We start from the raw sequence: 25,987 nt of genomic DNA, 5'->3' as shown, positions 1-25,987 counted from the left end.
CGTTATTTCGTTTAGACTTTCCTTTCCGGCTTCGATGACGACCCGACATTTCCCGCACGTTCCCTTACCGCCACACACCGATTCCAGCGTTATTCCAACCTTTTTTGCGGCCTCGAGAATATTTGTGCCCGCTTCGGCTTCAACGCTTTTTCCATCAGGCAAGAAAACGATTTTTGTTTTTTCCATACAGACCATCCTTTTTCTTAGTTTAGTTATCCCATGTTTGAATTAATATTATTCTTTTTAAACTGGATGAACCTTTGCAGATTTTGTCGGTTAAAATTTATTTTTGACAGAGTTTGATTTCCGCTACGCTTTTAACCTTTATGTCGATAAAAGTGATGGGGAAAAGTTGAAAATTGCTTCTGCTCACGTTAAGCCCGAAGTAGCACCCAAAATCAAGTTGGAAAAGGTAAAGCCGGGCGAGGTTATTCTCGAGATGCGTGGAATTACCAAGCGTTTTCCCGGCGTCCTCGCCAACGACCATGTGGACTTCGAAATCCGGTCTGGTGAAATCCACGCGCTGCTCGGTGAAAACGGCGCGGGGAAGACGACCCTGATGAACATTCTGTACGGCCTTTACCAGCCGGACGAAGGCCAGATCTTGATCCGGGGAAAGCCTGTCACCATCAGATCGCCCAAGGACGCAATTGAGCTGGGGATAGGGATGATCCACCAGCACTTCATGCTCGTTGATCCGCTCACGGTCACCGAGAACGTCGTCCTCGGCCTTAGGTCCTCGAAGGAGCCCCTGCTCGACCTCGACGTGGCCGAAAAAAGGATAATCGAGCTCTCGAAGAAGTATGGGCTTAAAGTCGACCCCAAGGCCAAGATAGAGCAGCTTTCCGTGGGCGAGAGGCAGCGTGTGGAAATAATCAAGGCGCTGTACCGGGGCGCCCAGATCCTCATCCTCGACGAACCCACCGCGGTGCTAACGCCTCCGGAGGTGAAGGAGCTGATGAAGATGATGAAGAAGATGGCCAAGGAGGGCTTGGCCGTGATACCGTTTATAACCCACAAGCTACCTGAGGTGATGGAGGTGAGCGACCGCGTCACCGTTCTCCGGCGCGGCAAGGTGGTGGCCACGATTCCTACCAAGCGCACTAACAAGGGAGATCTGGCCAAGAAAATGGTGGGAAGACAGATTTGCTTCGGCGTCAAGAGAAAAAAGGTCAAGCCGGGTAAGGTCGTGCTTTCAGTCGAGGATCTGGAGGCCTTGAACGATAAGGGCCTGCCGGCGCTGAGGAAGGTCTCCTTTGAAATCAGGGAGCGGGAAATCCTAGGAATTGCCGGGGTTTCGGGCAACGGGCAGAGGGAGCTCGCCGAGGTCATCACTGGGTTAAGAAAGGCCACAGGAGGAAAGGTCATAATTTTGGGCCAGGATGTCACAAACAAGACCCCCAAGGAGATAACCAGCTTGGGCGTCGGCCATATCCCTGAGGATCGCGTCGGCACCGGATTGGTGATGAACTTCACCGTCGCCGAGAACCTCATCCTCGGGTCACAGTCGGAGCCGCCCTTTGTCAATCGCTGGTTCTTGCCCTTCAACGTCAAGTGGTTCTTGGATAAGAAGGAGATCAACAGGTATGCAGACCAGCTGATCAAGGAGTATGACATAAAGACCCCGAGCCGGGACACGCCGGCCCGGAATCTCTCCGGCGGAAACCTGCAGAAGCTGATCCTTGCCCGGGAACTTTCCCGGAAGCCGAAGCTCTTGATAGCCAACCAGCCCACGCGCGGTCTCGATGTCGGCGCCACGGAGTTCATCCAGTCAAAGCTGGAGGAGCAGAAGGAAAAGGGGACGGCGATCCTGTTGATTTCGGAGGACTTGGATGAGATAATGTGTTTGAGCGATCGTATTGCGGTGATTTATGAAGGACAAATAGTCGGCATAGTTCCGGCCGAAAAGGCCAAGATCAAGGACATCGGGCTCATGATGGCCGGGGTAAAAAAAGCCTCCGTTAAAACCAAAAGCTAATTTCATTGACAACGGAACAGTGTTTAATAACTGCTTTAGGTTTCCCATCTGGCCGTAATTTTAAATCGATGGAAAAAACTTAAATGTAGAGGAAATATGTCTCATCGGGTGAATTGATGAAAGGCAGAGACATCATCTCCGCGTTTGATTTCACGCGAGAGGACTTTATGCGTCTTTTCAACGACGCGAAGATTTGTGAGAGAAAGAGGAACCTTAGAATAGCCGAGGATAAGATGGCAATTACCGTGTTTTTGGAGCCTTCGACCAGGACTAGGCTCAGTTTTACCGCTGCCATGTTAAAGATAGGTGGCAAGGTCATGGATTTCGGTAGCATCGAGGCCTCGGCATTGATGAAGGGTGAGAGCTTCGAGGACACCATCAGAATGATTGACGGATACGATCCGGATGTGATCATCATCCGGCACAAGGTCGAGGGATCGGCCAAAATGGCCGCCGACATCGCCGAGCATCCGGTGATTAACGGCGGGGATGGCATGCATGAGCACCCGACCCAGGCGCTGACGGACCTGTACACCATGTACAAGGTCTTTGGTAAGATTGACGGGTTGAGGGTGGGGCTTCTCGGAGACCTGAAGCACGGCCGAACCCTGAGCAGCCTCAGCTATGCGCTCTCAATGTTCGACGGAGTCAAGCTCTATTGCATCGCGCCGCCGATTCTGCAGATGAGGCCTGGAGTGATTGAAAGAATTAGGGGAAAGATTCCGTGCAAGTTCTATAACTCTCTGGAAGAGCTGGACGAGGAAATCGATGTCCTGTACGTTACCCGGGTCCAGAAGGAGAGATTTACCGATTTGCAGGAGTATGAGCGGGTCAAGGGAAGCTACATCGTGACCCCCACCCTCCTTTCCAAGCTGAAGAAAGTGCCGATAGTCATGCATCCACTACCGCGGGTTAACGAAATAACCACTGATGTGGACTCAATGCCGCAGGCGAAGTACTTCGAGCAGGCGACGAACGGCATGTACGTCCGGATGGCACTGCTGGCGAGCGTGATGGGTCTCAAAATCCCGGCGGATTAGTCGGTGTTGTCTTGTCCGTTGATTTACTGTTAAATAATGGTACCATAGTCACCTCAGCCGGGGAGTTCAAGGCCTCAGTGGCGGTCGACGAGGGCAAAATAGTTGCCATAGGCTCCGCCGCGTCAATGCCGCCGGCGGAGAAAGTGCTGGATCTAAGCGGACTTCATGTGCTGCCGGGCTTTGTGGACGCCCATGTCCATATGCGGGAGCCCGGCTTGACCTACAAAGAAGATTTCCTGAGCGGAACCAGCGCCGCTGCGGCAGGCGGAGTGACGACGATATTCGAAATGCCGAACACGCTGCCGCTGGTCACAAATGAAAAAATTTTGTTGGAGAAGGCCGCACTGCTCAAGGACAAGGCCTACGTGGATTTTTGCCTTTACGGGCTGATCGTCGAGGATAACGTGAATGAGTTGGCCGGGATGGCGAGGGCAGGGGCCATCGGCTTTAAGCTTCTTCTGGCCGAGGTGACCGGCGGTGTTCCCAGGCCGAGTAACGGTCTAATCTTCGAGTCCTTCAAAGAGTTGGCCAAGATAGGACTGACCGTTTCGGTTCATGCCGAAGATAAGAACGTCACCCAGTACTATACGGAAAAGCTGAAGGCAGTCACCAAGGAGCCTATAGCCCACTGCTGGGCCAGACCACCCATCGCTGAGGAGGAGGGAATTCAACTGTTGACCCTGTTCGCCGCCCAGGCAGGGAACAAGGTTCATTTAGTTCACACCAGCTGCGGGGTGGATTTGATTCGGGCGGCCAAGGCTGCCGGCACCAAGATAACCGCCGAGACCTGTCCTCAGTACCTAGTCTTCAGCGAGGAGGACATGCGGACTAAGGGCGCGGTACTGAAGATAAATCCACCCGTGAGGAGCAAGGTTTTGGTTCAAAAGCTCATTGAGGCGGTCAACGACGGCACCATCGATACCATCGGATCCGACCACGCACCGCATTCGGTCGAAGAGAAGACCAAGGAGAGCATCTGGGAGGCCTCCTCAGGTTGCATCGGTGTCGAGACCATGGTTCCGGTGATGCTGACCTTGGTCAACAAAGGGCTGATCAAGCTCGGCCGGCTTGTGGAAATGGGCGCAGAAAATCCGGCGAAGATCTTTGACCTCTACCCGAGAAAGGGAGCCATTGCAGTGGGTTCTGATGCCGACTTCACCATAGTTGATCTGAAGATGGAAAAAACGATAAAGGCGGAGGAGCTTCACAGCAAGCAGAAGGTCACGCCCTTTGAAGGTTTTCGAGTTAAAGGACTTCCAGTTTACACCATTGTCCGAGGCGAAATCGTCGCCGAACGCGGCGAGATTTTGGGCGGGCCAAAAGGCATATTTGTAAGGCCTTAAATTTTTATTTGACAACAAGCAGTGCAGTTAAGGATATATGGGAGTAACTTTAATTTCGGTTGAGGTGAATGGATGAAGCCCCGAGAAGCATATGACCGCACCTTGGAGCTGCTGCAAAGGCATCATGAGTGGTTCAGGTCGTCCATACCTTTAATCGCCAGCGAAAATGTAACCAGCCCGGCCGTCAGGGAGGCGCTGATTTGCGATTTTCAGCACCGTTACGCGGAAGGATGGCCTGGGGAAAGGGTTTACGCGGGTTGTACCTATATCGACCAGGTTGAAATTATCGCCATGGATTTGGCTCGAGAACTTTTCAAGGCGGAGCACGCTAACGTCCAACCGGTTTCGGGGCTCACCGCCAACCTCGCCGCGTTCACGGCCTTGACCGATCCCGGCGACACGATGATGTGTCTTTCCGTCGCCTCGGGAGGGCACATCAGCATGGCAAAGAAGAAATTCGGCGGCACAGCCGGTGCAGTTCACGGGCTGGAGGTTGAATATCTGCCTCTTGATGAAAAGCGAATGAATATCGATGTTGGCGCCGCTGCGAAGAAGATAGTGGAAGTAAAGCCGAAGCTGGTGACCTTCGGCGGCAGTGTTTTTCTCTTTCCCCACCCGGTGAAGGAGCTGAGCAAGGTGGCCAAGGACTGCGGCGCCCACGTGATGTATGATGCGGCTCATGTTGCTGGCCTGATAGCCGGTGGTCAGTTTCAGGATCCTCTCCGCGAGGGTGCCGAGGTCATGACCTGCAGCACGCATAAGACGCTGCCCGGCCCCCAGCACGGAATGATTCTGTGCACCAAGGAACTGGCGGAGCCGATAAACCGAGCAGTATTTCCAGGGATTGTCAGCAACCATCATCTGCATTCGGTAGCCGCCTTGGCCATTGCCCTAGCCGAGATGCTCGAGTTCGGCAGGGAGTATACGGCGCAGATAGTGAGAAACGCCAAGGCACTGGGTAAGGCGATGTATGATCAGGGGCTGGCGGTGCTGTGCCCAGATTTAGGATTTACAGAGTCCCACATCTTGGTTGTCGACGTTACCAAATACGGCGATGGCGGAACTCTAGAAAAGAAGCTTGAGAGCGCCAACATAATCCTGAACCGGAATCTGCTGCCGTGGGATCCGAGAGAGGGGCGCCACTACAAGAATCCGGGCGGCATCAGATTGGGTACCTCCGAAGTGACGCGGCTGGGGATGAAAGAGGGCGAGATGAAACAAATAGCTGAGTTTATCCGGAGAATAATCATCGACAATGAGGATTCGAAAAGCGTGGCCAGCGAGGTCGCCGAGTTTCGAAAAGATTTCCAGAAAGTGCATTATTGTTTCGAGTCAGCGACCGAGGCCTATGAGTACATACAGATTAGGTAGCTCGGTCGTTTTTGTTTTTAAATTTTTAATCCATTTTCTTTATCTCTTTTTTAACCTCCTTTTCGCCTGTTTTCTTGTGTTTCCACTCCAAAACAGAGAAGAAAAAAGTTATTTTGGCAAGAATCAGAACTTTTTCGCCTGATTTAAAAACAAGCTGATAATGGTCTGAAAGGAGAAATTGGATTACTTTCGGCGACCCCTCTCCGCCAATCTCCATAAAAACACTGGAAATTTTTTTATTGGGTGTTATCGTGTTCCTCTCCGCCAGCCAAGCCAAAAGCAGCCACGGCTTTTCAGGGATAATTTTGTCTCCTTTTGTGAAAAAAATTGCGCCCAAAATTAATAAACAGTGCGCATTTTTTTCATTAATTTTAAAGATTAAGTTCAAAGTTTTCACCGTATCGGCTAAATGCGCATCCAGCCATTTAGTTTTCCGCTGGACTTGAGGTGATCCTGTTGGAATCTAACTTGAAAGAGAAACTCGAAGATTTCCTGCACAAAAAGGAGATACAAAAGGACTTGCGGAAGGTAACAGCCTCAGGGAATAAATCCTTGGTGGTGGAGTTCGAAAAAATCCTGAATCACGATAAGGACCTTGCCGCGAATCTTCTCGATGCACCCGTCCAGTTCTTTGAAGCTGCAGATGAAATATTGGAAAACATAACCAAGATTTCGGGGTTCCGGCTCCGGGTGAAGGGAGCCGATAAGGTCATTGAAATCCGCAACATCCGTGCCGAACACGTGGGCAAGTTCATCCAGGTGGAAGGCGTGGTCACCCGCGCTGGCGAGGTTAAGCCCGAGGCTAGAGAGGCCGTCTTCAAGTGCCGACGATGCGGTGAGGAAAATCGGGTGCTGCAGCTGGGCGAGCTATTTCGGGAACCGCTTTTTTGTGAGAACCCAAATTGTGGAAAGAAGGGCCCATTCGACCTGTTGATCGAGAACACGGTCTTCAGGGATTGGCAGAGCATCCAGTTGCAGGAGCCTCCCGAGCGGTTGCGCGGCGGCAGAATGCCGCGCAGGCTGGATTGCATAATTCGGGATGATTTTGTTGATCGGGCAGTGCCCGGCAACAGGGTGCTAATAACGGGCGCGTTGCGGGTCTTCCAGGAAAGACTGCAGAAAGAGCGGCGGACAACGTTCCGCAAGATACTGTTTGTCAGCCATGTGGAAATAATGCAAAAAGGGGTGGAGGAGACCGAGCTTACTCCAGAGGACGAGGTCAAGATTAAAGAACTCGCGAAACAGGACGCATGGCTGAGGACCAACATAATCCAGTCGATTGCTCCCGCGGTCCACGGACATGAGGCCATAAAAGAAGCCATCGCGTTGCAATTGTTCGGCTGCAACCCCGTCATTTTGTCAGACGGGACGAGGCTGCGCGGTGATACCCACATATTGCTGACGGGTGACCCCGGTACCGCAAAAAGTCAAATTCTGAAGTGGGTCGCTAACGTGGCGCCCCGCGGCGTGTATACCTCCGGCATGAAGAGCACCGGTGCCGGGATAACGGCCGCGGCGGTTCGGGATGAGATGAGTGGCGGTTGGACGCTGGAAGCCGGAGCGCTGGTGATTGCCGACGGTGGTTTGGCCTGCATCGATGAGTTTGAAAAGATGAGGGATGAGGACAGATCGGCAATCTTGGAGTCGATGGAGCAGCAGACGATCAGTGTTGCCAAAGCAGGAATAATGGCGACGTTGAACACGCGCACCGCAATTCTAGCAGCGGCCAACCCGGTGTTGGGTAGGTTCGCCAAGGAGGAGCCCGCGCTAAAACAGCTTCCCATCGATCCCGTCATCCTGTCTAGGTTTGACCTAGTTTTCATATTGAGGGACGAGCCGCGAACCGATTACGACAGGTCGATAGCCCAGCATGTCCTGCACCTCTATACCTCGCCGGGCAAGGTCTTGAAGGCCCCGTTTGATCCCGAATTTCTGCGCAAGATCATCATCTACGCGCGCAAGAACATAGACCCCAAGCTGGACGACAAAGAGGCCCAGAAGGTCATTGAAGATTTTTTCGTAGGGTGGAGAAAGTCGGCGGCGGAATCGGGCGACCCGCTTCCGATAACAGTTAGGCAGCTTGAGTCAATAATCCGTCTCGCCAAGGCGAATGCCCGGCTGAGATTAAGCGACCAAGTTACCGTTGAGGACGCCAACCGTGCGATCTCGCTCATCAAGACCTCGTTGAGGGACGCCGGTTTCGATGTTGACAAGGGCAAGGTCGACGTTGATTTAATCATGACCGGGATTCCTAGGTCCCAGCGGGAGAGGCACATGCGCCTAATGAAGATTATCGAAGAGCTTGAGGAGAAGTACGGCGGAGCCGCGCCACTGGAGCAGATATTCCAGATGGCCGATTCTGAAAAAATTGATAGACGTTTCGTAGACTGGGTCATCTCCGAGGAGAAGAAGCGGGGACACCTCTACGAGCCGAAGCAGGGAATGATCAGCCGGGCGGTGAAATGATGAAACAGCGCGTCCGCGTCCTCAAGGATTTTCCTGAGGTCGAGCTGGTCGGGCGTAAGCTGGGCCCGTTTGCGGCGGGTGATGAAGTGGAGCTGTGGCTTTGGGACGCCAGCACCCTCAGGAGTTGTGGTTTTGTCGATTTCCTGCAACCGGCCACCGTGACCGAGATTAGAAAGCTTGTCCTCGCGGAGGAGCGAGGCCTAGACCCGCTGCCACTCCCAGAGAGCTTTTACCTCTCGATCGCCGGTCAAGCTTTTCGGATGCTGCAGGAAGGTAAGAGGGAGGAAGCCGATGAACTGGTTTCACAGGTTTTACTGTTTCTCGATGCCAGGTTGCCCAAGCTGGTGAGACTTGCCCTTTCCAACGGGGTTCCCCCCGGGCTAACCTCTGAGGAGCGCTTGCTGGTAAATGAGGTTTCCGGAATTATCGATGATTGGAATCGGAGGCTGAGGAGGTTATTCGAGTTTAGAGAGGAGGTGGGAAAAAATGGTGAGGGAAGGCCTGTTCAGTATGTTGTTGGAGACAAGGCCGATATTCAAAAACCGGGAGTACCTGAGGCCGAGCTACACTCCGGAGGAGCTTCCGCACCGGGATAGCCAGATACACCAGCTGGCGCGGATTTTGGCGGCACCCCTGCGGGGCGAGACTCCATCCAACATACTTATCTATGGCAAGACGGGGACGGGGAAAACCGCCTGCGTGAAGTACGTGACCAGAGAGCTGGAGAAGGTCAGCGACCGCTCGCCGCTGAAGGTGAGGTTGGTCTACATAAACTGCGAAGAGGTGAACACAAAGTACCGGGTTCTCGCCACGCTGGCCAACACTTTTCTTGAAAGGCTGAGGGGAAATTCTGGTGAGCTGCCCGACAGTGTCCCCATGACGGGTTGGCCCACAGACGAAGTTTACAAGTGCTTTTTCCGGGCAATGGACAGCGAAAGGCAGCTGGCGGTGATAGTTCTTGACGAGATAGACAAGCTGGTGCTCCGGAGCGGTGATGAGGTGCTCTACCACCTGACGCGGATGAACTCCGACCTGAAGAATTCCAAAGTTTCCATCATCGGAATTTCTAACGACCTGAATTTCATGAACTATCTCGATCCCCGCGTCAGGAGCAGCCTCAGCGAGGAGGAGCTGGTCTTTCCACCTTATAACGCGGTTCAGCTCAAGGACATCCTGGAGAAGCGGGCTAGGATAAGCTTTATGGAAGGTGTGATCCAGGACGGCGTAATTTCCCTCTGCGCGGCGCATGCGGCCCGGGAGCACGGTGACGCGCGCCGGGCACTGGACCTTCTCAGGGTCGCCGGGGAGCTGGCGGAGAGGGAGGGTCAGGAAAGGGTGACAGTGGAACACGTCAGACGCGCCTACGAGAAGATAGAGCAGGATAAAATGGTTGAGGTCATCAGGACGCTGCCCACACAGTCCAAGATGGTTCTCTACAGTATCGTCATTCTTTCGGAAAGGATGCCCCGTTCCGTCATCAGCGGCGAGGTCTACAACGTCTATCGCGAGGTATGCAGCCAGGCCGGTTTGGACATCCTGACACAGCGCCGCGTCGGTGATTTGATTTCAGAGCTGGACATGCTAGGGATCATCAGCGCCAAGATAGTCAACAAAGGTCGCCAAGGTAGGACCAAGGAGATAAGATTGAACATTCATCCCACCCAGGCGATGGCGGCCATCCACGACGAGCAGTTCACGGTCGTGGATTCTCTGAAGCTGTTGCGTCAGCTCACGCTGGTCTAGGTGGTGCTCCATGGATGAAGGCGCCCTGGTGCGAAAGTTTATCGAGGCAGAGATGCAGCTGACCCAGGAGGCGCTGGAAAAGCTGCGGAACAACAAAGATGCCAGCGTTTCCGTGGATCGGGTGATATTGGCCCTGAAGGAACTTGAGAACAGGCCTTTTTTGATTACTGGCGAGATCATCTCCGAGGTCTTGGAAAGGCAGACGCACAGGGAGGAGCAGGCCATTTTACCCCCGGTTCTTCCGCAACCGGAGCCCGCGAAAGTAGAGGTAACTGCGGAAAAGAGACTACCCGAGCTTTCGTTCACGAAGTTCAAACCGCTGGCCGCAGAGTACGCGCCCAGGGTCAAGGTCGTCAGGGAGGTCACCGGTCAGAGCTATGGTGAGGGCGACATTTCCGATTTTGTGAGCCTGTTTCGCGACAGATATGAGTGCATTGGTTCAATCTTGAAGAAGCGGTTAGATCTGAACGATGCGGTGCCGATCAGCAGCCTGAGAAATCTTCTGGACAAACAGCAGGTGAAGGTCGTGGGCATGGTGCGGGACAAGAGGGAGTCCGCGGCGGGAAACATCGTGCTCGAGCTCGAGGACCTCAGCGGCTCGGTGACAGCGCTCGTCTTCAGCAGCAACAAGGAGCTGGTCAGAAAGGCCGGAGAGGTGAACACCGACGAGGTGATCGGGGTCGTTGCCTCCCTGAAGGTGGACGGCCGGGCGCCGAGGCTCTTCGTGAGGGACATCATCTGGCCGGACATACCGATAAAGCACGAGGTCCACCGGGCGGAGGAGCCTGTGTGCGCCGCTTTGCTCTCGGACCTGCACGTCGGCAGCACTCAATTTTTTGAGGACGTGTTTCTGAAGTTCCTCAGATGGCTCCGCGGCGAGTCGGACGATCCCGACGTGGGGCTTGCGGGGACGGTCAAGTACTTGGTGATTGCCGGGGACATTGTCGATGGAATCGGGGTCTATCCGCACCAGGAAGAGGAACTTTTGATCAACGATATCTTCAAACAGTACGATCTGGCCGCCAAGCTCCTAGCCCAGGTCCCGGACCACATCACCATCATCATCTCGCCCGGCAACCACGATGCCGTACGTCCTTCGGAGCCCCAGCCGGCGATCCATAAGGATATCGCCAGCGGGCTGTATGACCTGAACTCCATCATGGTCGGAAATCCCGTTCGTCTTTCGCTCCACGGGGTGGAGTTCCTCGTTTATCACGGCAGGAGCTTCGACGATGTCATCTCGAGCATCCCGGGCCTGAACCGTGAGGAGGCCACCCCACCGATGATCAAGCTGCTGAAGAAGAGGCACCTAGCCCCGATCTACGGCGGGCGGACGTTGCTTTCACCCGAGAAGAAGGATTACCTGGTGATAGACGAGATACCTGATGTTTTTCACTGCGGCCACCTTCACGTCTTCGGCTATGACCGATACCGTGATGTTTCAGTCATCAACTCGGGCACCTTCCAGGGCATGACCAATTTCATGAGGCAGCTCGGGGTCAGGCCCACCCCTGGAATTGTGCCGATAATAAACCTGCAGACCCATGAGGCGGCGGTGAAGAAGTTTGTCTAAGGTGGATAGGATCCTTCAGAGGATAAAAGCGATCATTTTGGACATGGACGGCGTGATCTACCGCGGCAACCAACCGATCGAAGGGGCCGCCAGAGCCGTGGCCTTTCTGCGGGGCTTGGGTAAGAAGGTCATTTTTCTGACCAACAATTCCGAAAATTCCCGTTCCTTCTACGTGCAGAAGTTGAGGCAGATGGGGATACCGGTCGGAGAAAATGATGTGATCACCTCCGGACAAGTTGCGGCCGACTTCATCAAACGGCGCGATCCCCAGGCCAAGGTCTTTGTCATCGGGGGTCGAGGACTGGTCGAGGAGATAGCTCAGGCCGAACTGGAGATTGTTTCCCCAGAAAGGGCAAACTATGTCGTCGTCGGCATCGACCAGGCGCTGACCTATGAAAAGCTCAAAGACGGCCTCCAGGCGCTCCTGTCCGGGGCTAGGTTCATCGCCACCAACCCCGACCGCGTTTACCCCACGGAGCACGGATTTCTGCCCGGGGCGGGGGCGATTGTCGCCGCGCTGGAGCGAAGCTCGGGAAGAAAGCCGGACGTGATAATCGGCAAGCCGTCACCCCACATGGTTAGTTATGTCCTGAAGAAATTTGGGCTCAAGCCGAGCACAACCGCCATCATCGGCGACCAGATTGAAACCGATATCAAGGCGGGTAAGAGGGCAGGGCTGCTGACGATATTGGTTTTGTCCGGAGTGGCTACTGAGGTCGACGTTAAAAAAGTTAGGGGCACCAAAAATGCCCCGGATTGCGTTCTGGGCAGTCTGGCGGAGGTGGTCCTCTGAGTTCCTTCAGCCTTTCGATGGAGGAGTACTTTGAGGAGCTGGAGCGAAAGACGGAGGAGCTATACAAGATAGCCAGCGAGGCTCGGGCGCTGGGAAAGGACCCCGAGCTTGAGCCTGAGATACCCCGGGCTGGTGATCTGGCCAGCAGGGTGGAAAAGCTGGTCGGTCCTGAGGGAGTTGCCGAGGTGATCAGACAACTGGAGAAGCAGATGCCCCGGGAGGAGGTAGCGCTGAAGATTGCCGAGATGATAGTTGATGGAAAGTTTGGAAGCGCTGATGAGCAGACGTTGGCCAAGCAGGCAGTGAGGACCGCGCTGGCGGTTCTGACCGAAGGCGTCGTCGTGGCCCCGATCGAGGGCATAACCGATGTGAAGATCAAGAACAACTTCGATGGGACCCAGTATCTGGCCCTCTATTTTGCCAGCCCGATAAGGGCGGCCGGTGGCACCGCCGCCGCGCTGGCAGTTCTTGCCGGCGATTTCGTCCGCCGCCGCCTCTACCTCAGCCCCTACAAGGCCACCGAGCCCGAGATAGAGCGGTTCGTGGAGGAAGTGGAGATCTATCGAACCTCCGTCGGCCGGGAGCAGTACACGCCGCCTCCCGAGGACATTCGGCTGGTGATGCAGAACATACCGGTTGAGATCACGGGGGAGCCGTCGGGTAAGGAGGCCACCGTGATGGTCTTCCGGGACCTCGACAGGGTTGAGCACAACCGGGTCAGAGGGGGAGCGGTCCTGGCCATGGTGGAGGGGGTCATGCAGAAGGCCCCGAAGATAATGAAGTATGTCAATAAGCTCAATATCGATGGTTGGTCCTGGCTCAAAGATATAATCGCCAAGGTGTCGACGAAGGAGGAAACCAAGCAGGTTTTCCCCAAAGGTGATAAATACCTGGATGAGGTAATCGCGGGAAGGCCCGTTTTTTCGCATCCCGGGACCGAGGGGCACAAAGGTCGCGAGGGCGGTTTCAGGCTCCGTTACGGCCGGGCGAGGAACACGGGCATCGCCGCCGTTGGCATCCATCCGGCCACCATGGCGATTTGCGACGATTTTCTGGTGGCGGGGACTCAGCTGAAGACGGAGCGGCCGGGCAAGGGAGGGGCGGTTACCCCCGTGAACAGCATCAAGGGCCCCACGGTCAAGCTCAAGGACGGATCGGTGGTCCAGATAAAGACGCTGGAGCAGGCGCTGGATCTACGGCCGCAGGTGGAGGAGATACTATTTCTGGGCGATATCCTAATCGGTTACGGAGAATTTCTGGAGAACAACCACCCGCTGATGCCCGCGGGCTACTGTGAGGAATGGTGGGCGCAGGAGGTTGAGCGGGCGCTGGCGGGGAGGAAATTTGACCAGGACTTGACCCCATACCTCTCCAAGCCCTACCCCAGCCCTCCGCCGGCCCTAGCCGTGAGGATTGCGGAGGAGCTTGGCGTGCCGCTTCATCCCGCCTACACCTATTCCTATTCCGAGCTCAGCGTGGAGGAGCTTCAGGAGCTCTGCGTCTGGCTTCTTCGCGGTGAGCCGACCTTTCAGGATGGTGAGCTCAGGCAGCTGCGCGTGCCCCTAGATCCAGCCCCGAAGAGGGTCCTGGAGGAGCTCGGGGTCCCGCACAGAGTTGTCGACGGCCATGTGGTGATAGAGGAGCACGCGTTGCCGCTCTGCAGAACTCTGGGGATTCTGGAGGGGCAGCGCCTGACCCGGGAGAGGTTTGACCGAGTGCTGAAGGAGAGCCGGTTCAAGAGCATCATGGAGATAATCTGTGCCTTGGCCGGGTTCACCGTGAGGGAGGAGGGTCCCACGCGCATCGGGGCCAGAATGGGCAGGCCGGAAAAGGCTGACCCGAGGCAGATGAGCCCTTCGGTACACCTGCTCTTCCCCATCGGCATGCGAGGTGGCATGACGCGCAACCTGATCAAGGCGGCGCAGAAGGAGGGCGGGGTCTCGGTTGAGCTCGCCGTCCTGAAGTGCACCAATTGCGGTGAAATCGGTTTCACCAGAAGGTGCCAGAAGTGCGGCGGCGTGGCCGAGTACACCAAGTGCTGCCCGAAGTGCAAGCGCGTGGTGTCAGCCGAGGTCTGCCCGACCTGCAAGACCGGCACCGAGTACTTCGTCGAGCGAACGATCGACCTGAAGGCGATGCTGGACGAGGCCGCGCAGAGGCTGGGGGAGGACCTTCCCGAGCTGGTCAAAGGCGTGATCGGCATGACGAGCGATTTCAAGATCCCCGAGCCGATAGAGAAGGGGATTCTCCGCGCCAAGCACGGGGTGGAGGTCTTCAAGGATGGGACCATCAGGTTTGACGCGACCGATGTGCCGCTCACCCACTTCATGCCGCGCGAGATCGGGACCCCGGTGGAGCGCCTGCGGGAGCTGGGCTACACCGTGGATAAGGACGGTAATCCGCTCGAGCGTGAGGACCAGATCGTGGAGCTGAAGGTCCAGGACATTCTTCTCTCACGGGCGGGGGCGGGGTACCTCTTCCGGGCATCGAAGTTCATCGATGACCTCCTGCAAAAGTTCTACGGCCTGAAGCCCTATTACAACGCCAATCGGCCCTCCGACCTGGTGGGCCAGCTGGTGATCGGCTTGGCACCGCACACCTCGGTGGGCGTCGTCGGCCGGATAATCGGGTTCACTGAGGCCACGGTGGGATACGCGCACCCGTACTTCCATGCCGCCAAGAGGCGGGACTGCGACGGCGACGAGGACTGCGTGATGCTTCTGCTCGACGCGCTGCTCAACTTCAGCAAGTGGTTTTTGCCGTCAAAGCGCGGCGGGACGATGGACGCACCGCTTATCCTCAGCACCCGGATAGACCCGACCGAGATCGACAAGGAGGTTCACAACATGGACGTCATGTCCCGGTATCCTCTGGAGTTCTATGAGGCCACGCTGCGTTATGCCAGCCCGGTTGAGCTCACCAGGATCATGGAGACGGTCGAGCGCCGGCTTGGCACGGAGCGGCAGTACACCGGGTTGAACTATTCCTTTGAGACCAGCGACATCGCCGCCGGGGCGCGCTCGAGCCGTTATAAGACTTTGGAGACGATGGAGGAGAAGACGGACTACCAGCTCGGCCTCGCCAAAAGGATCAGGGCGGTCGACGCCAGGGACGTGGCGGAGAAGCTCATCGAGCACCACTTCATACCCGACCTGAAGGGGAACATCAGGACGTTCGCCACGCAAAAGTTCCGTTGCACGAGCTGCAACCAGATCCATCGCAGGGTCCCGCTCAGCGGGGTCTGCTCAAAGTGCGGCGGAAAGCTCGTGCTCACCGTGACCCGCGGCGGCGTTGAGAAGTACCTGCAGATCGCGATGAGGATTGCCGAGGAATACGGGGTCTCCGAATACACCAAGCAGCGCCTGGAGCTGACCCGGCGGGAAATCCGTTCCACCTTTGAGAGCGACGCGAGAAGGCAGCTGAGCTTGGCCGATTTCATGTGAAGGGGCTTCGCGAAAACATTTTACCCGTTGAGCGGGAAAACTGGTTTGGGCCGGGGTAGCCAAGCCAGGTAAGGCGCCAGTCATAAAGGGCGAAACTCGAGATCTGGTTCTCCTTCGGAGAGCAGGGGTTCAAATCCCCTCCCCGGCGCCTTTTTGTCCCGGTTATGTCGTTTTACGCGGGAACAATTGGTCTGAAAAAGATGTGGCTAGGGCGGCAGTAGTCGGCGCTCTACTACTCCTCCTGGGCCTCGTTCACTGAAAATCTGGGCCGAGAACCTGCTGATGCGGACCCCCCTTTCGAGCCAGCAGTCGGGCATAAGGCCCGCTTTCAGGCAGGTGTTCGACAGAAATTCTTCGGCATCCCAGCCGTACTCGACGGCGACCTGAGGCAGCAGCAGCCCCGCGCCGCCCATCCCCTCCACTATCAGGCCGTCCCTGCCGATTTCGATTAGCCTAGGATATTCCTTGGGATGATTGACCTTCAGCAGCTCGGGCTTGGACAGGACGCTGACCTCAACCTCTATCTCCCGCATTTCCTTAAGGGTCACGGGCGGGAAGCGGGGGTCGCGGGTGGCAGCGCTTATGGCGGCGTCGATCAGGGCGTCGATCAACGGCATGGTCGGCAGCGGGTGTCCGATGCATCCCCGCAGCTCACCATTTTTGGTGAGGGTGACAAAAACACCGCCGGGCTCAAGGAGCTTGTTTGGGACCTTCGGACGGGGCAGGATCTTGCCGCTGCTGAGATAGGTTTCGATCGTTTTTCGGGCGGTTTTCACCAGCAGGGCGCCCTCTTCAAGAGAAAGCATGATATCACTTCAGCAGATCGTTATATTTGTTTACCTCCTCAGTTATGTTTTTCCAGTGCTTTCCTCGCCAGTATATCTTGCCGCAATTGGTGCAGCGCCAGAAGTCGTTGGTCATCAAGACCTTTTCAGGAACCATGCCCTCAACCGTGTCTTTGGCGACCGGCGTCAGGGTCCCGTTGCAGACCGAGCACCGGGATTTCTCCGGGATGATTTCGATTCTTTCACCCAGACGCCTTGAGATTTCCGCCAGCTGGCCGGCGACTTCAGTTTCCCTGATGAGGACGCTTCTTAATCCCTGCCTGAGGGCGCGCCTGTGCAGCTGTACGTCTGCGGTCAGGAGAACTCCGCCTTCTTCATTGACGGTTTCAAGGATTCGCTCGTCCTGACCTTCCGGCGGCAGATTCGTCCGGCCCATGTAAATGACATCATAACCGGCCAAGCGCAGCCACCGCGCCAGTTTACCCAGCATCCCGTTGGCAACAAACCTCATATCCGATTTAATTTACGGTGCAGGGTCAAAAATAGCTGCCCTCATTCTCAAGCTTAAAAAAGGTGGCGGAGAACTCAGAATGGGTAAGGAAATGCGCCAGCGGGTTCAGGTTAAGTGCCCCATCTGCGGCAAGCTGTTTGACCTTGATCTGGATATCAACACCTACGTCAGCGTGGAAACCGCCCCCGCCCAGCCGAAGAAGCAGATTTCCCTGATACTCCGGAGCAATGAGGCCAAGGTCGACTTTGTACTGCGCGCCATGCGGGCCCTAGCGAGCAAGGAGCCGAGCGGCATGATCGAGGTCGATGAGATAGTTGATCTTGCCCAGAAGGTGGGTCTGGAGCGTGATGAGGTCAACGAGATAATTGCCGCGGAGAAGCGGGCCGGCCACATCTATGAGCCGAAGCCGGGAGTGGTCTGTTTCACGATTCCGCCCGAACGTTCCCGGAGCTAGGCGCGTCACTGGTTTTAACCCGTTTCCAGCTCCTCTTGGATTTCCTTGGTTTCCTTGATCTCGGCCTTTTTACTGCCCTTTCGTTCCTTTTTGCGGCGCTTAAAACGGCGCAACCGGAACACCGGTTTAATTTTTTTCCTCAAATTATAAAAATTTCAAGATTTTTCCTTGAGATCATTCAAGTGGTCCGAACTCTGAACCACGCTTTTTCGCTTATAAACGGCGATCGACCAAATTAATAGCGGTATTGATGCCGGAGAGATGGGACGTTGTCGTCGCGGGGGGAGGAACCGCCGGCCTAACTGCGGCCAGATCCGCCGCCTTGGAGGGCGGCAAGGTGCTTTTGCTTGAGATGGGCGCCCGGATTGGGTCCTCAGCCCAGCTAGCCAGCCTGATCCCGGCAGATGTTGATTTTCCGGGCAAAAGGCAGGCGGTTCATCCCTTGAGGCAGGTTGAACTTCATGCTCCGCATAGGGAGTTGAGGGTAAAATGCAATCGGGCGATGATTGTCGACCAAAGACGCTTGGCGGAAAATTTGGCCGCCGAGGTTGCCGAAAACAGGGGCGAAATCTGGCTGAATGCCCCGGTGAAAGGACTTCTGGTGGAGGATGGGGCCGTGCGAGGCGTTCACCTCGAGGCCGGGGGCTGGTCCGAAAATATCCGGTGTGAGGTGGTCATCGACGCCACGGGCGCGCGGGGCGAGATGTCGGGCTTGTTTTTGAGAGAGGTTCTTAAAACCGGTTGGAACCGGGAACTTCTGGCCTTCAGCAATGAGTACCTGATGGCCAACGCCGGGGAAGGAAAAGCCGATCTTTTTTTCGACTCCTACGTGGCGCCGGGCGGACATGCCTGGGTCTACCCGCTCGCCAAGGGTTTTGCGGCGTCGGGAATATTCGGGCTGAGAATACACCCGGACGCGGCGCTGGACGAGTTTTTGGGAAGAAAGCGGATAGAGGGCCTCGCGCAAGCAATGCCGATAGCCGCCACCAGAGGTCAGCTGCCCCTGGAAGGTCCGCTGTCTCGGACCTGCGCCGACGGGATAATTGCGGTGGGCGGCGCCGCAGGGCATATCTACCCCCTCTCCGGACAGGGGCTGCTCTACTCCCTGCGCTGCGGGGAGATCGCGGGCCGGGTGGCGATCGAAGCCGTGACCGAGGGCGACGTGGCGCAGAAGCGGCTTTCGGACTACGAGCGGATCTGGAGGTCGGAGTTTGACCGGGACTTTGAGATCGCGGGTGCTCTCCAGTCCTCCCTGAGCGTTTTTCAGGATCAAAAAATGGATACCATCGTCGCGACGCTCGAGGGCAAGCCGAGCCTGCAGCGGGCCTTCATCGACCTGTGGTATGGTTTCAGGCCGGAGTCCTCGATGAAGAGGCTGCTCCAGGATGGCGAGATTTCGAAAATCCTTGGCGGAGGAACGGCCGCCGAGCCGGCCCGCAGGAGGTAGTCCCGATGCACTGCCCGCTGTGCAGCAGCACTGCGGTTCTCTACGACGATGTCAGAGGTGAGAGGATTTGTACGCGCTGCGGTTTCGTGATCCTGGAGCGGCTGTATGCGGCGGGCCCGGAGGGAAGGATGGAACCGGGCGAGAACCGGGAGCGCGCCGATCTCTCCTCGGGCTTTGACCTGAGCCAGCACGACTACGGGCTGGGCTCTAGGTTCAGCGTTTCTCGGGATTTGCCTCCCTCCGAGCGCGCCCGGCTGCGCCGGATGCAGGTGCTCCACCAGCGGGCGCGCGTCATGGACTGGGAGGACCGGAGCCTCCGCGAGGTGCTGCTCGACCTCGACAAGCTTTGTGAGGACCTTTCGCTCTCCAAAGGGATCAAGGTTGAGATCAGCACGTATTATCGGAAGGCGCGGGCCAAGAGGCTGACCTCGGGCCGGAGCGCGCAGCAGATCTTGGCGGCGCTCATCCTGACCACATGCCGGCTCAGGGGGATACCGAGGACCGACCAGGAGATCGCGAACGCCGTCTCCGTCCGCTTCGGGCAGGACAGGTCGGCGGTTTTGAAGGGCATCCGCAGGTATGTCAAGCTGTTCGCCAGGGAGCTCGGCCTGAAGCTGCCCCGCCTGTCAGCAGATAGCTTCATCGACAGGTTCACCCCGCAGCTGGAGCTGTCCCAGGAGGCCGTCGTGAAGGCCCACGAAATCCTGAAGCTCATGCCCCGGAGCTTTGTCCAGGGCAAGCCGCCGCTTTTCCTCGCCGCGGTCGCGATTTACTGCGGGGCCAACGCCTCGGGTGAGAGGGTCACGCTGAAAAGGGTGGCGCGGACCCTGGGCGTGGGCGTCTCCAGCCTCTCCAGCAGCGCAGCGGAGATAAGGAACATCGTGCCCGGGGTATGATGATTTTCCCCTCCTTCTCCGTCCCGATTTCTTCCGTTTTTCCTTGAAGGCGAAGCAGTCCGGTAACGGCGGCCAGAGCAGCGTCGATTTCGTGGCGGCCGGCACCGCCTTGGAGCTCAAACCCCGCCCGCCTCAGTCCCGCGACCCACTTTTTCCTGTCGTCGCTGCCGAAGAGTATCAGGCCTGAGGTCCTCGGATGGACCTCGATGACCTCAATACCGCTTCTCCGGATTTTTCCGGCCAGCTTCATGCCCCGCACGGTCAGCGACCTCATGCCGCCGAAGTTTGGTGGGAACACCCGAAAGCCGCGCCTGATCAGGGCGAGATCGGCCTCCCTGAGGCTGCCGCGGCCGGGCAGGCTGAGCGGGGCGTCGATGGCCACGACCGACGGTTGACTGGCGGCGCAGGTTTTCAGAATTTCGCTGTCCCGGTAAATGATTTGGTTGTGGAGCTCATGGTCGGTGAGGAGGGAAAAGCCGCTCGGGTTGGACTCCAGCCCGGCGAGGTCGATCCCGATTACCTTCACCATCACGATCAGTTCTTCTTGGGACGGCTTATTGGTTCCGCTGGCAGAACGGCTGCATCCATCCGAAGCGGGAAGAGGTAAAAGCAACGGTTTAGCGCTTCTCCAGCACTGAGGCCAGCATCAGCGGCAGGATCACAGTTATGTCCCCGATCACCGTCACGGTCTTTGCCCTCTCCGCGACCTTCCCCCAGGACTTGGCCTCGTCAAGGGTTGCCCCGCTGAGCCCGCCGGGCTCGGGCCGGTCCATCGTGATCTGGATCGCGTAGTCGAAGGAACGGGGCGTCAGGAGCATGCTCTGGAAGATGAAGTTCTTCGGCACCCCGCCGCCGAGCAGGACCGCCCCCGCCATCTCCGCCCCGCTGGCCAGTTCGAAGATTTGCTTGATGTCCTTCAGGACGTCTATGGTGACGTCGTGCTCCTGAGAGTAGAGCCAGGCTTGGAGCCCCAGTATCGAGTCGGCGATCGCGGGGCAGAAGACCGGAACCCCCTTTTCGGCCGCGGCCCTGAGGAACGAGTTCTTGTCCTTCAGCTCCAGGCCGATTTTGCGCAGCAGCTCCGCAGAGGACATCCTGGAACCACCCTTGAAGACCTTGGCGAATATCGGTTGGATTTTTTCCTCAAAGATCTCGAATGCCCTTTGCGGGACATACACGTCGTAGATCCGGCTTATTCTTTTTCTGCGCAGTTCCGCATCGTCGGCGAACTCGTCCCCCTGCGCGTGCCTCCCGCCGAAGGCCTCGATCAGGTCGTGGGTGGCGTTGGCCCCGGTGACCACCATCGCATGGACTAGGCCCTCCCGGATGGCGCTGGCGAGCACGTGCCTCAGGCCGCCGGGGACGACGGCGCCGCCAACGCCCATGAAGATGGTCGCCCGCGCCCGGAGCATTTCGCGGTAGATCTCCACGGCCTTGGCCACGCGCCCCGCGCTGAAAACGCCGCTTTTCCCCATCTCTGCGACCAGATCTCTGACGCTCATCCCGGGCTCCAGATCCATGTGTTTGACCCATCTGACCATCGCGATCGCTCCCAAAGAAGTTCGGCTTGGCGGAATTTAAATGAGGCACTTCCGGGTTTCAGAGGTTTTTTAAGTCCGGGTGCGGATTACTGGTCTGTGGGGCCGTGGTGTAGCTTGGTTAGCACACCAGCGCTGGCTGGGCTAAAAGCAGGCTCCAGTGGACCGTCGTGGGTCTGCTGACGCAAGGATGATGACCCATTGGAGCGGTGCGATGAGACCTGCGAACCCGGGTTCAAATCCTGGCGGCCCCACCACTATCCGACATAGCGGCGTTGAAAACAAGTTACTACATTTTCAACTAATTTTTGAATCTTGAGTGAATGGTGATGGAGCTTTGTTTTTAGCCAATTAATAGGATCTTGGATTTTAGAATGATTTTTCGAAACATAGCACCTTCGTCACGAATAGCTTTTCAACATATTTTCTACAACAACTTTCTTAAGCTGCTGCAGGAATATTTTTTGAGGCCAAATTATGACAGCGGTTATCTCGAGCCTGAAGGCGCGGAAGATCTTGGACAGCCGCGGCAACCCCACCATCGAGGTGGTGGTCGGCGTCCGCGATGCCCGGGGCGAGGTCTGCTACGGCCGGGCGGCGGCGCCCAGCGGGGCCAGCAAGGGAAAGCTCGAGGTGGTGGACTTCCCGGCGGGCGGCGTGGATAAAGCCCTGGAGAAGGTCGGTGAGATCGCCCCCAGGTTGTCCGGAATCGATGCCTCAGATCAGGCCAGGGTCGATGAGATGCTTCACGAGCTGGACGGGACGCCCAACCTGTCGGTGCTGGGCGGGAACACCACCGTGGCCATTTCCCTTGCGGTGGCCAAGGCCGCGGCTTTGGCCAAGCAAATGCCCCTCTACCGATATCTGGGCGGCAGCGGTGACCTGACGCTCCCCTACCCGCTGGGGAACGTCATCGGCGGCGGCAAGCACGCCGGAGGATATGCCCCGGACATCCAGGAGTACCTCGTGGTTCCCGTGGGGGCTAGGAGAGCCTCCGATGCCGTCTTCACCAACGCCCAGGTCCACAGGAAGCTCGGCCAGATGTTCAGCGAGGCCAACCCCTCCTTCACCCGCGGGAAGAGCGACGAGGGCGCCTGGTCCCCGAACATCTGCAACGAGGGCGCGCTCGAGTTCCTCGCCGAGGCCTGCGAGAAGGTCAGCGCCGAGACGGGTGTCGAGGTGAGGCCGGCGCTGGATGTCGCGGCGAGCAGCCTCTACGACGCCGAGAGGAAGGTCTACGCCTACAAGCGGGAGGCGGTGACGCGGGACCCCGGGGAACAGCTCGAGTTCATCCTGGACCTGATCGAGAGGTTCAAGCTCTTCTACGTTGAGGACCCCCTTCACGAGGAGGACTTCGAGGGGTTTGCCGAGCTGACCCGGAAGGTCGGGAAGGACTGCTTCATCTGCGGTGACGACATCTTCGTGACCAACGTGAGCCGGATCAGGATGGGGATCAGGTCCAAGGCGGCGAACGCGATCATCATCAAGCCCAACCAGATCGGGACCCTGACCGATACCTTTAAAGCGGTGGAGCTGGCAAGGCGAAATAAATACATGCCGGTGATCTCCCACCGGTCCGGAGAAACCACCGACGAGACGATCGCCCACCTTGCGGTGGCGTGGCGCTGCCCGATGATCAAGACGGGCGTAGTCGGCGGGGAGAGAATCGCTAAGCTTAATGAACTGATCCGGATAGAGGAGGATTTGGGAGACAGGGCTAGGATGAGTGGATTGAGATGAATGAGGCGGAATTTGGCGAGGGAGCGGCAGGTCTGATAGACTTCGAGGTCTACCTGTCGAGCGGGGTCCACATCGGCACCAGGCAGAAGACCGGAGCGATGGCCCCCTTCATCTTCCGGGCCAGACCCGACGGGCTCTACGTGCTGGACATCCGGAAGACCGACGAGCGGATAGCCGTGGCCGGAAAGTTTCTGGCGAGGTTTCCCAAGTCCAAGATCGTCGTTGCCGCCGCGAGGCAGTACGGGCAGCGGCCGGCGCAGAAATTTTGCGAGGTCACGGGCGCGGTGCCGATGATCGGGAGGTTCATCCCCGGGACGTTCACCAACACCCACTACAAGGGATATATGGAACCCGAGGTCCTGTTCATCGCTGATCCGATAGCGGACGAGCAGCCCCTGCGGGAGGCGGCCCAGGTGGGCATCCCCGTCGTTGGCCTCTGCGACACGGACAATGAGACCGCGGACATCGATCTGGTGATCCCCACCAACAACAAGGGCCGCAAGGCGCTCGCTCTGGTTTTCTGGCTGCTCGCCAGACAGGTCCTCAGGGAGCGGGGAGAACTTTTGCCAGACCAGCCGTTCGGAGTCCAAGTTGAGGAGTTCGAAACAAAGGCTGGCGGTGAATAGTTGAGGCCTCCAGTAGTTGCGGGACAGTTTTACGCGGGGACCAGGGCGGAGCTGCTGCGGCAGATAGAGGAGTGTTACCTGAGCGAGCACGGTCCGGGCCGGCTGCCGCGGGTCGGCAAAGGACTGAGGAAGGTCGTCGGTCTGGTCTCTCCGCACGCGGGCTACATGTACTCGGGACCGGTCGCCGCCCACGGGTTCGCCCGGGTCGCCGAGGACGGTCTTCCCGCACGCATCGTTATTTTAGGCCCCAATCACACCGGCGCCGGGTCAGGGGTCTCGATCGTGACCTCGGGCAGGTGGAGGACCCCGTTGGGTGAGGTCCCGATTGATGGGGATCTGGGTGAGGAGATAAAAGCCGCCTCGGACATCATCGACGTCGACACAACGGCACATGCCTACGAGCACTCGATCGAGGTGCAGCTGCCCTTCCTCCAGCACCTCTTCGGTGATGCCTTCAAGATCGTTCCCATCTGCTTGATGTTGCAGGACGAGAGCACCAGCCTGGAGGTCGGTGACGCGATAGCCAAGGCCGCCGCCGGAAGTGATATCCTCATCATTGCCTCGACCGACTTTACCCACTACGAGCCGCAGAGGTACGCCGTGGAGAAGGACAGAATGGTGATTGAGAGAATAGTAAAAATGGACCCGCGCGGTGTGGTGCGCGTGGTGGACGAGGAAGGGATCACGATGTGCGGCTACGGCCCGGTCGCGGCGATGCTGCAGGCCGCGAAAAGGCTCGGGGCGAAGAGGGCGGAGCTGCTCAAGTATGCCACCAGCGGCGACACAGCCGGACCCATGGCCCAGGTGGTCGGATATGCCTCGATCGCCGTGTCAAAGTGATGCGATGAGACCTGTGATCGTGAAACTGGGAGGCAGCGTGATCACCGATAAGAGAAAACCTTTCACCGTCAAGCGCGCCGTCATCAGGAGGCTGGCCCGGGAGCTAAAGGAGGTCTGGGAGCCCCTGGTCATCGTGCACGGCGGCGGTTCCTTCGGCCACCCGCTGGCCCTGAAGTACCGGATCGCCGAGGGGTATCGGCACAGGAAGCAGCTGATCGGGATCTCCCACACCCACCTAGCCATGGAACGGCTGAACCGGCACCTGATCGAGGCGCTGCAGAGCGAGGGCATACCCGCGATGGCCTGCCAGCCCTCCGCCTGCACCCTGACCGCCAACGGCCGGATTGAGTCGATGGACCTCCGGCCGCTCCGGAAAATGCTGGCGCTGGGCCTCGTCCCGGTCCTTTACGGGGATGTCGTCCTCGACGCGGCTCAAGGCGTGAGCATCCTCTCGGGCGACCAGATGGTCTCCTACCTAGCGAGGAAGCTGGGCGCCTCCAGGGTGGTGCTGGGGGTTGACGTCGATGGGGTCTTCACCTCCTGCCCCAAGAAGGATAGCCGGGCCAGGCTGCTCCGGGTGATAACTCCGGAAGACGTGGAGCTGGTGCAGTCGATGGAGAAGGAGGCCCGGGGCGACGTGACCGGAGGGATGCGGGCCAAGGTGCAGGAGCTGCTGGAGCTGGCGAGGTTAGGCATAGAAGCGGAAATAGTAAATGCCGCCAGGCCCAATGTTCTCAGGGAAGCACTTAAGGGTAAAAGAGGTCTGGGCACGATGATCACTGGGGGGAAATGAGTTGGCGGGCAAGACCAGCGGTCGGAAGGACGATCATCTCAAGATATGCCTGAGGGAGGACGTTGAGGGCCTCTTCAAGGAAACCGGGTTCCTTGACATCGAGTTCATTCACAGGGCGTTGCCCGAAATTGATTTTAAGGAAGTGGACACCAGCACCAACTTCCTGGGTTTCAAGCTCAGCGCCCCGATCGTCATCGCCCCGATGACCGGCGGGAGCCGGCTGGGGCAGAAGTTTAATTTGATCCTCGCCGCGGCGGCCCAGGAGCTGGGGCTCGGGTTCGGGGTCGGCAGCCAGCGGGCGGCGATCGAGAGCCCCCGACTGGCCGAAACATTCAAGGTTAGGTCGGTGGCGCCGGACGTTTTTCTCATGGGCAACCTCGGGATGGCGCAGCTGGTCCAAGGCTACGGACTCCCCGAGGCACGCAAGGCCGTGGAGATGATTGACGCCGACGCGCTCTCCATCCACATGAACCCGCTTCAGGAGCTGGTGCAGCCCGAGGGTGAGCCCAGATACTGCGGGGCTCTGAAGAAGTTCGCCCAGGTCTGTGAGGGCCTGGATGTCCCGGTGATTGCCAAGGAGACCGGCTGCGGCGTGAGCGCCGAGGTG

General features: G+C 57.7%; 24 protein-coding genes and 2 tRNA genes. 20 read left to right on the top strand and 6 right to left on the bottom strand.

Annotated elements, in window-relative coordinates:
• The coding region (locus ACP5PX_RS05200; protein WP_428084655.1) for a 2Fe-2S iron-sulfur cluster-binding protein at window positions 1–186 on the bottom strand (186 nt) is incomplete at its 3' end.
• Window positions 187–439: 253 nt separating this feature from the next.
• On the opposite strand from ACP5PX_RS05200, the gene ACP5PX_RS05195 reads away from it, so the two are divergent.
• The 4 genes from ACP5PX_RS05195 to glyA all read left to right on the top strand — a co-directional run bounded on the left by ACP5PX_RS05195 (window position 440) and on the right by glyA (window position 5,732).
• Window positions 440–1,978 carry an ABC transporter ATP-binding protein gene (locus tag ACP5PX_RS05195; RefSeq protein ID WP_428084659.1) on the top strand — a complete coding sequence of 513 codons (1,539 nt, stop codon included), beginning with the start codon at window positions 440–442 and terminating at the stop codon, window positions 1,976–1,978.
• Between the two features lie 116 nt (window positions 1,979–2,094).
• Window positions 2,095–3,018 carry an aspartate carbamoyltransferase gene (pyrB, locus tag ACP5PX_RS05190; protein ID WP_428084653.1) on the top strand — a complete coding sequence of 308 codons (924 nt, stop codon included), beginning with the start codon at window positions 2,095–2,097 and terminating at the stop codon, window positions 3,016–3,018.
• 11 nt (window positions 3,019–3,029) lie between these two features.
• On the top strand, window positions 3,030–4,361 hold the full coding sequence (allB, locus tag ACP5PX_RS05185) for an allantoinase AllB (RefSeq protein ID WP_428084651.1): 1,332 nt from the start codon (window positions 3,030–3,032) through the stop codon (window positions 4,359–4,361).
• 72 nt (window positions 4,362–4,433) lie between these two features.
• The gene (glyA, locus tag ACP5PX_RS05180; RefSeq protein ID WP_428084649.1) at window positions 4,434–5,732 is read left to right on the top strand and encodes a serine hydroxymethyltransferase; all 1,299 of its coding nucleotides are present in this window, start codon (window positions 4,434–4,436) and stop codon (window positions 5,730–5,732) included.
• 25 nt (window positions 5,733–5,757) lie between these two features.
• Here the strand turns inward: glyA and ACP5PX_RS05175 are convergent, their stop codons facing one another.
• On the bottom strand, window positions 5,758–6,120 hold the full coding sequence (locus ACP5PX_RS05175) for a hypothetical protein (RefSeq protein ID WP_428084647.1): 363 nt from the start codon (window positions 6,118–6,120) through the stop codon (window positions 5,758–5,760).
• A 68-nt stretch (window positions 6,121–6,188) separates the two neighbouring features.
• Here ACP5PX_RS05175 and ACP5PX_RS05170 point away from each other — a divergent pair, with 68 nt between their 5' ends.
• The 7 genes from ACP5PX_RS05170 (at window position 6,189) to ACP5PX_RS05140 (ending at window position 15,898) form a co-directional block, all read left to right on the top strand.
• Window positions 6,189–8,198, top strand: a complete 2,010-nt coding sequence (locus ACP5PX_RS05170) for a minichromosome maintenance protein MCM (protein ID WP_428084645.1) — start codon at window positions 6,189–6,191, stop codon at window positions 8,196–8,198.
• Complete coding sequence (locus ACP5PX_RS05165; RefSeq protein WP_428084643.1) at window positions 8,198–8,794, top strand: hypothetical protein; 597 nt, start codon at window positions 8,198–8,200, stop codon at window positions 8,792–8,794. The genes ACP5PX_RS05170 and ACP5PX_RS05165 overlap by 1 nt, the downstream gene beginning before the upstream one ends.
• Window positions 8,685–9,941, top strand: a complete 1,257-nt coding sequence (locus ACP5PX_RS05160; RefSeq protein WP_428084641.1) for an ORC1-type DNA replication protein — start codon at window positions 8,685–8,687, stop codon at window positions 9,939–9,941. Before ACP5PX_RS05165 ends, ACP5PX_RS05160 begins: the two co-directional genes overlap by 110 nt.
• A 10-nt stretch (window positions 9,942–9,951) precedes the next feature.
• Entirely contained in the window at window positions 9,952–11,514 is a 1,563-nt protein-coding gene (locus ACP5PX_RS05155; RefSeq protein ID WP_428084639.1) for a DNA-directed DNA polymerase II small subunit, read from the top strand.
• Window position 11,515: 1 nt separating this feature from the next.
• Window positions 11,516–12,307: an HAD-IIA family hydrolase gene (locus tag ACP5PX_RS05150; RefSeq protein ID WP_428084657.1), complete on the top strand. Its 792-nt coding sequence runs from the start codon at window positions 11,516–11,518 to the stop codon at window positions 12,305–12,307.
• A gap of 17 nt (window positions 12,308–12,324) precedes the next feature.
• Window positions 12,325–15,750, top strand: coding sequence for a DNA polymerase II large subunit (locus ACP5PX_RS05145; protein WP_428084637.1), 3,426 nt, complete (start codon window positions 12,325–12,327; stop codon window positions 15,748–15,750).
• 49 nt (window positions 15,751–15,799) lie between these two features.
• Window positions 15,800–15,898: transfer RNA gene (locus tag ACP5PX_RS05140), tRNA-Ser, on the top strand.
• Between the two features lie 58 nt (window positions 15,899–15,956).
• On the opposite strand, the gene ACP5PX_RS05135 is transcribed toward ACP5PX_RS05140, so the two are convergent.
• Window positions 15,957–16,556, bottom strand: coding sequence for a TIGR00296 family protein (locus tag ACP5PX_RS05135; RefSeq protein ID WP_428084635.1), 600 nt, complete (start codon window positions 16,554–16,556; stop codon window positions 15,957–15,959).
• A 4-nt stretch (window positions 16,557–16,560) separates the two neighbouring features.
• Window positions 16,561–17,046 carry a Mut7-C RNAse domain-containing protein gene (locus ACP5PX_RS05130; protein WP_428084633.1) on the bottom strand — a complete coding sequence of 162 codons (486 nt, stop codon included), beginning with the start codon at window positions 17,044–17,046 and terminating at the stop codon, window positions 16,561–16,563.
• A gap of 79 nt (window positions 17,047–17,125) precedes the next feature.
• Here ACP5PX_RS05130 and ACP5PX_RS05125 point away from each other — a divergent pair, with 79 nt between their 5' ends.
• From ACP5PX_RS05125 to ACP5PX_RS05115, 3 genes are all read left to right on the top strand, one after another.
• Window positions 17,126–17,500 carry a hypothetical protein gene (locus ACP5PX_RS05125; protein ID WP_428084631.1) on the top strand — a complete coding sequence of 125 codons (375 nt, stop codon included), beginning with the start codon at window positions 17,126–17,128 and terminating at the stop codon, window positions 17,498–17,500.
• Window positions 17,501–17,750: 250 nt separating this feature from the next.
• Window positions 17,751–18,947, top strand: coding sequence for an NAD(P)/FAD-dependent oxidoreductase (locus ACP5PX_RS05120; RefSeq protein WP_428084629.1), 1,197 nt, complete (start codon window positions 17,751–17,753; stop codon window positions 18,945–18,947).
• A 5-nt stretch (window positions 18,948–18,952) separates the two neighbouring features.
• A complete protein-coding gene (locus ACP5PX_RS05115) occupies window positions 18,953–19,843 on the top strand; it encodes a transcription initiation factor IIB (protein ID WP_428084627.1) in 891 nt (296 codons plus the stop codon).
• On the opposite strand, the gene ACP5PX_RS05110 is transcribed toward ACP5PX_RS05115, so the two are convergent.
• Both ACP5PX_RS05110 and ACP5PX_RS05105 read right to left on the bottom strand, forming a co-directional pair.
• Entirely contained in the window at window positions 19,749–20,372 is a 624-nt protein-coding gene (locus tag ACP5PX_RS05110; protein WP_428084625.1) for a DUF429 domain-containing protein, read from the bottom strand. The two genes, ACP5PX_RS05115 and ACP5PX_RS05110, sit on opposite strands and share 95 nt — an antisense overlap.
• 88 nt (window positions 20,373–20,460) lie before the next feature.
• Window positions 20,461–21,384 (bottom strand): deoxyhypusine synthase, encoded by a 924-nt coding sequence (locus ACP5PX_RS05105; protein WP_428084623.1) that lies wholly within the window; start codon window positions 21,382–21,384, stop codon window positions 20,461–20,463.
• A gap of 98 nt (window positions 21,385–21,482) precedes the next feature.
• On the opposite strand from ACP5PX_RS05105, the gene ACP5PX_RS05100 reads away from it, so the two are divergent.
• From ACP5PX_RS05100 to ACP5PX_RS05075, 6 genes are all read left to right on the top strand, one after another.
• Window positions 21,483–21,638: transfer RNA gene (locus tag ACP5PX_RS05100), tRNA-Trp, on the top strand.
• A gap of 220 nt (window positions 21,639–21,858) precedes the next feature.
• Window positions 21,859–23,121: a phosphopyruvate hydratase gene (gene eno / locus ACP5PX_RS05095; RefSeq protein ID WP_428084621.1), complete on the top strand. Its 1,263-nt coding sequence runs from the start codon at window positions 21,859–21,861 to the stop codon at window positions 23,119–23,121.
• The gene (rpsB, locus tag ACP5PX_RS05090; protein ID WP_428084619.1) at window positions 23,118–23,747 is read left to right on the top strand and encodes a 30S ribosomal protein S2; all 630 of its coding nucleotides are present in this window, start codon (window positions 23,118–23,120) and stop codon (window positions 23,745–23,747) included. The genes eno and rpsB overlap by 4 nt, the downstream gene beginning before the upstream one ends.
• Entirely contained in the window at window positions 23,748–24,587 is an 840-nt protein-coding gene (gene amrB / locus ACP5PX_RS05085) for an AmmeMemoRadiSam system protein B (RefSeq protein ID WP_428084617.1), read from the top strand.
• Between the two features lie 4 nt (window positions 24,588–24,591).
• Complete coding sequence (locus ACP5PX_RS05080; protein ID WP_428084615.1) at window positions 24,592–25,380, top strand: isopentenyl phosphate kinase; 789 nt, start codon at window positions 24,592–24,594, stop codon at window positions 25,378–25,380.
• 1 nt (window position 25,381) lies between these two features.
• Window positions 25,382–25,987 (top strand): alpha-hydroxy-acid oxidizing protein (locus ACP5PX_RS05075; RefSeq protein ID WP_428084613.1); only part of this gene is annotated, 606 nt, incomplete at its 3' end.

This window comes from Hadarchaeum sp. (SeqCode), assembly GCF_049969415.1.
Taxonomy (GTDB): Archaea; Hadarchaeota; Hadarchaeia; order Hadarchaeales; family Hadarchaeaceae; genus Hadarchaeum.
The sequence above is the reverse complement of the archived record's forward strand: the minus strand, read 5'-3'. Positions and strand labels throughout refer to the sequence as shown.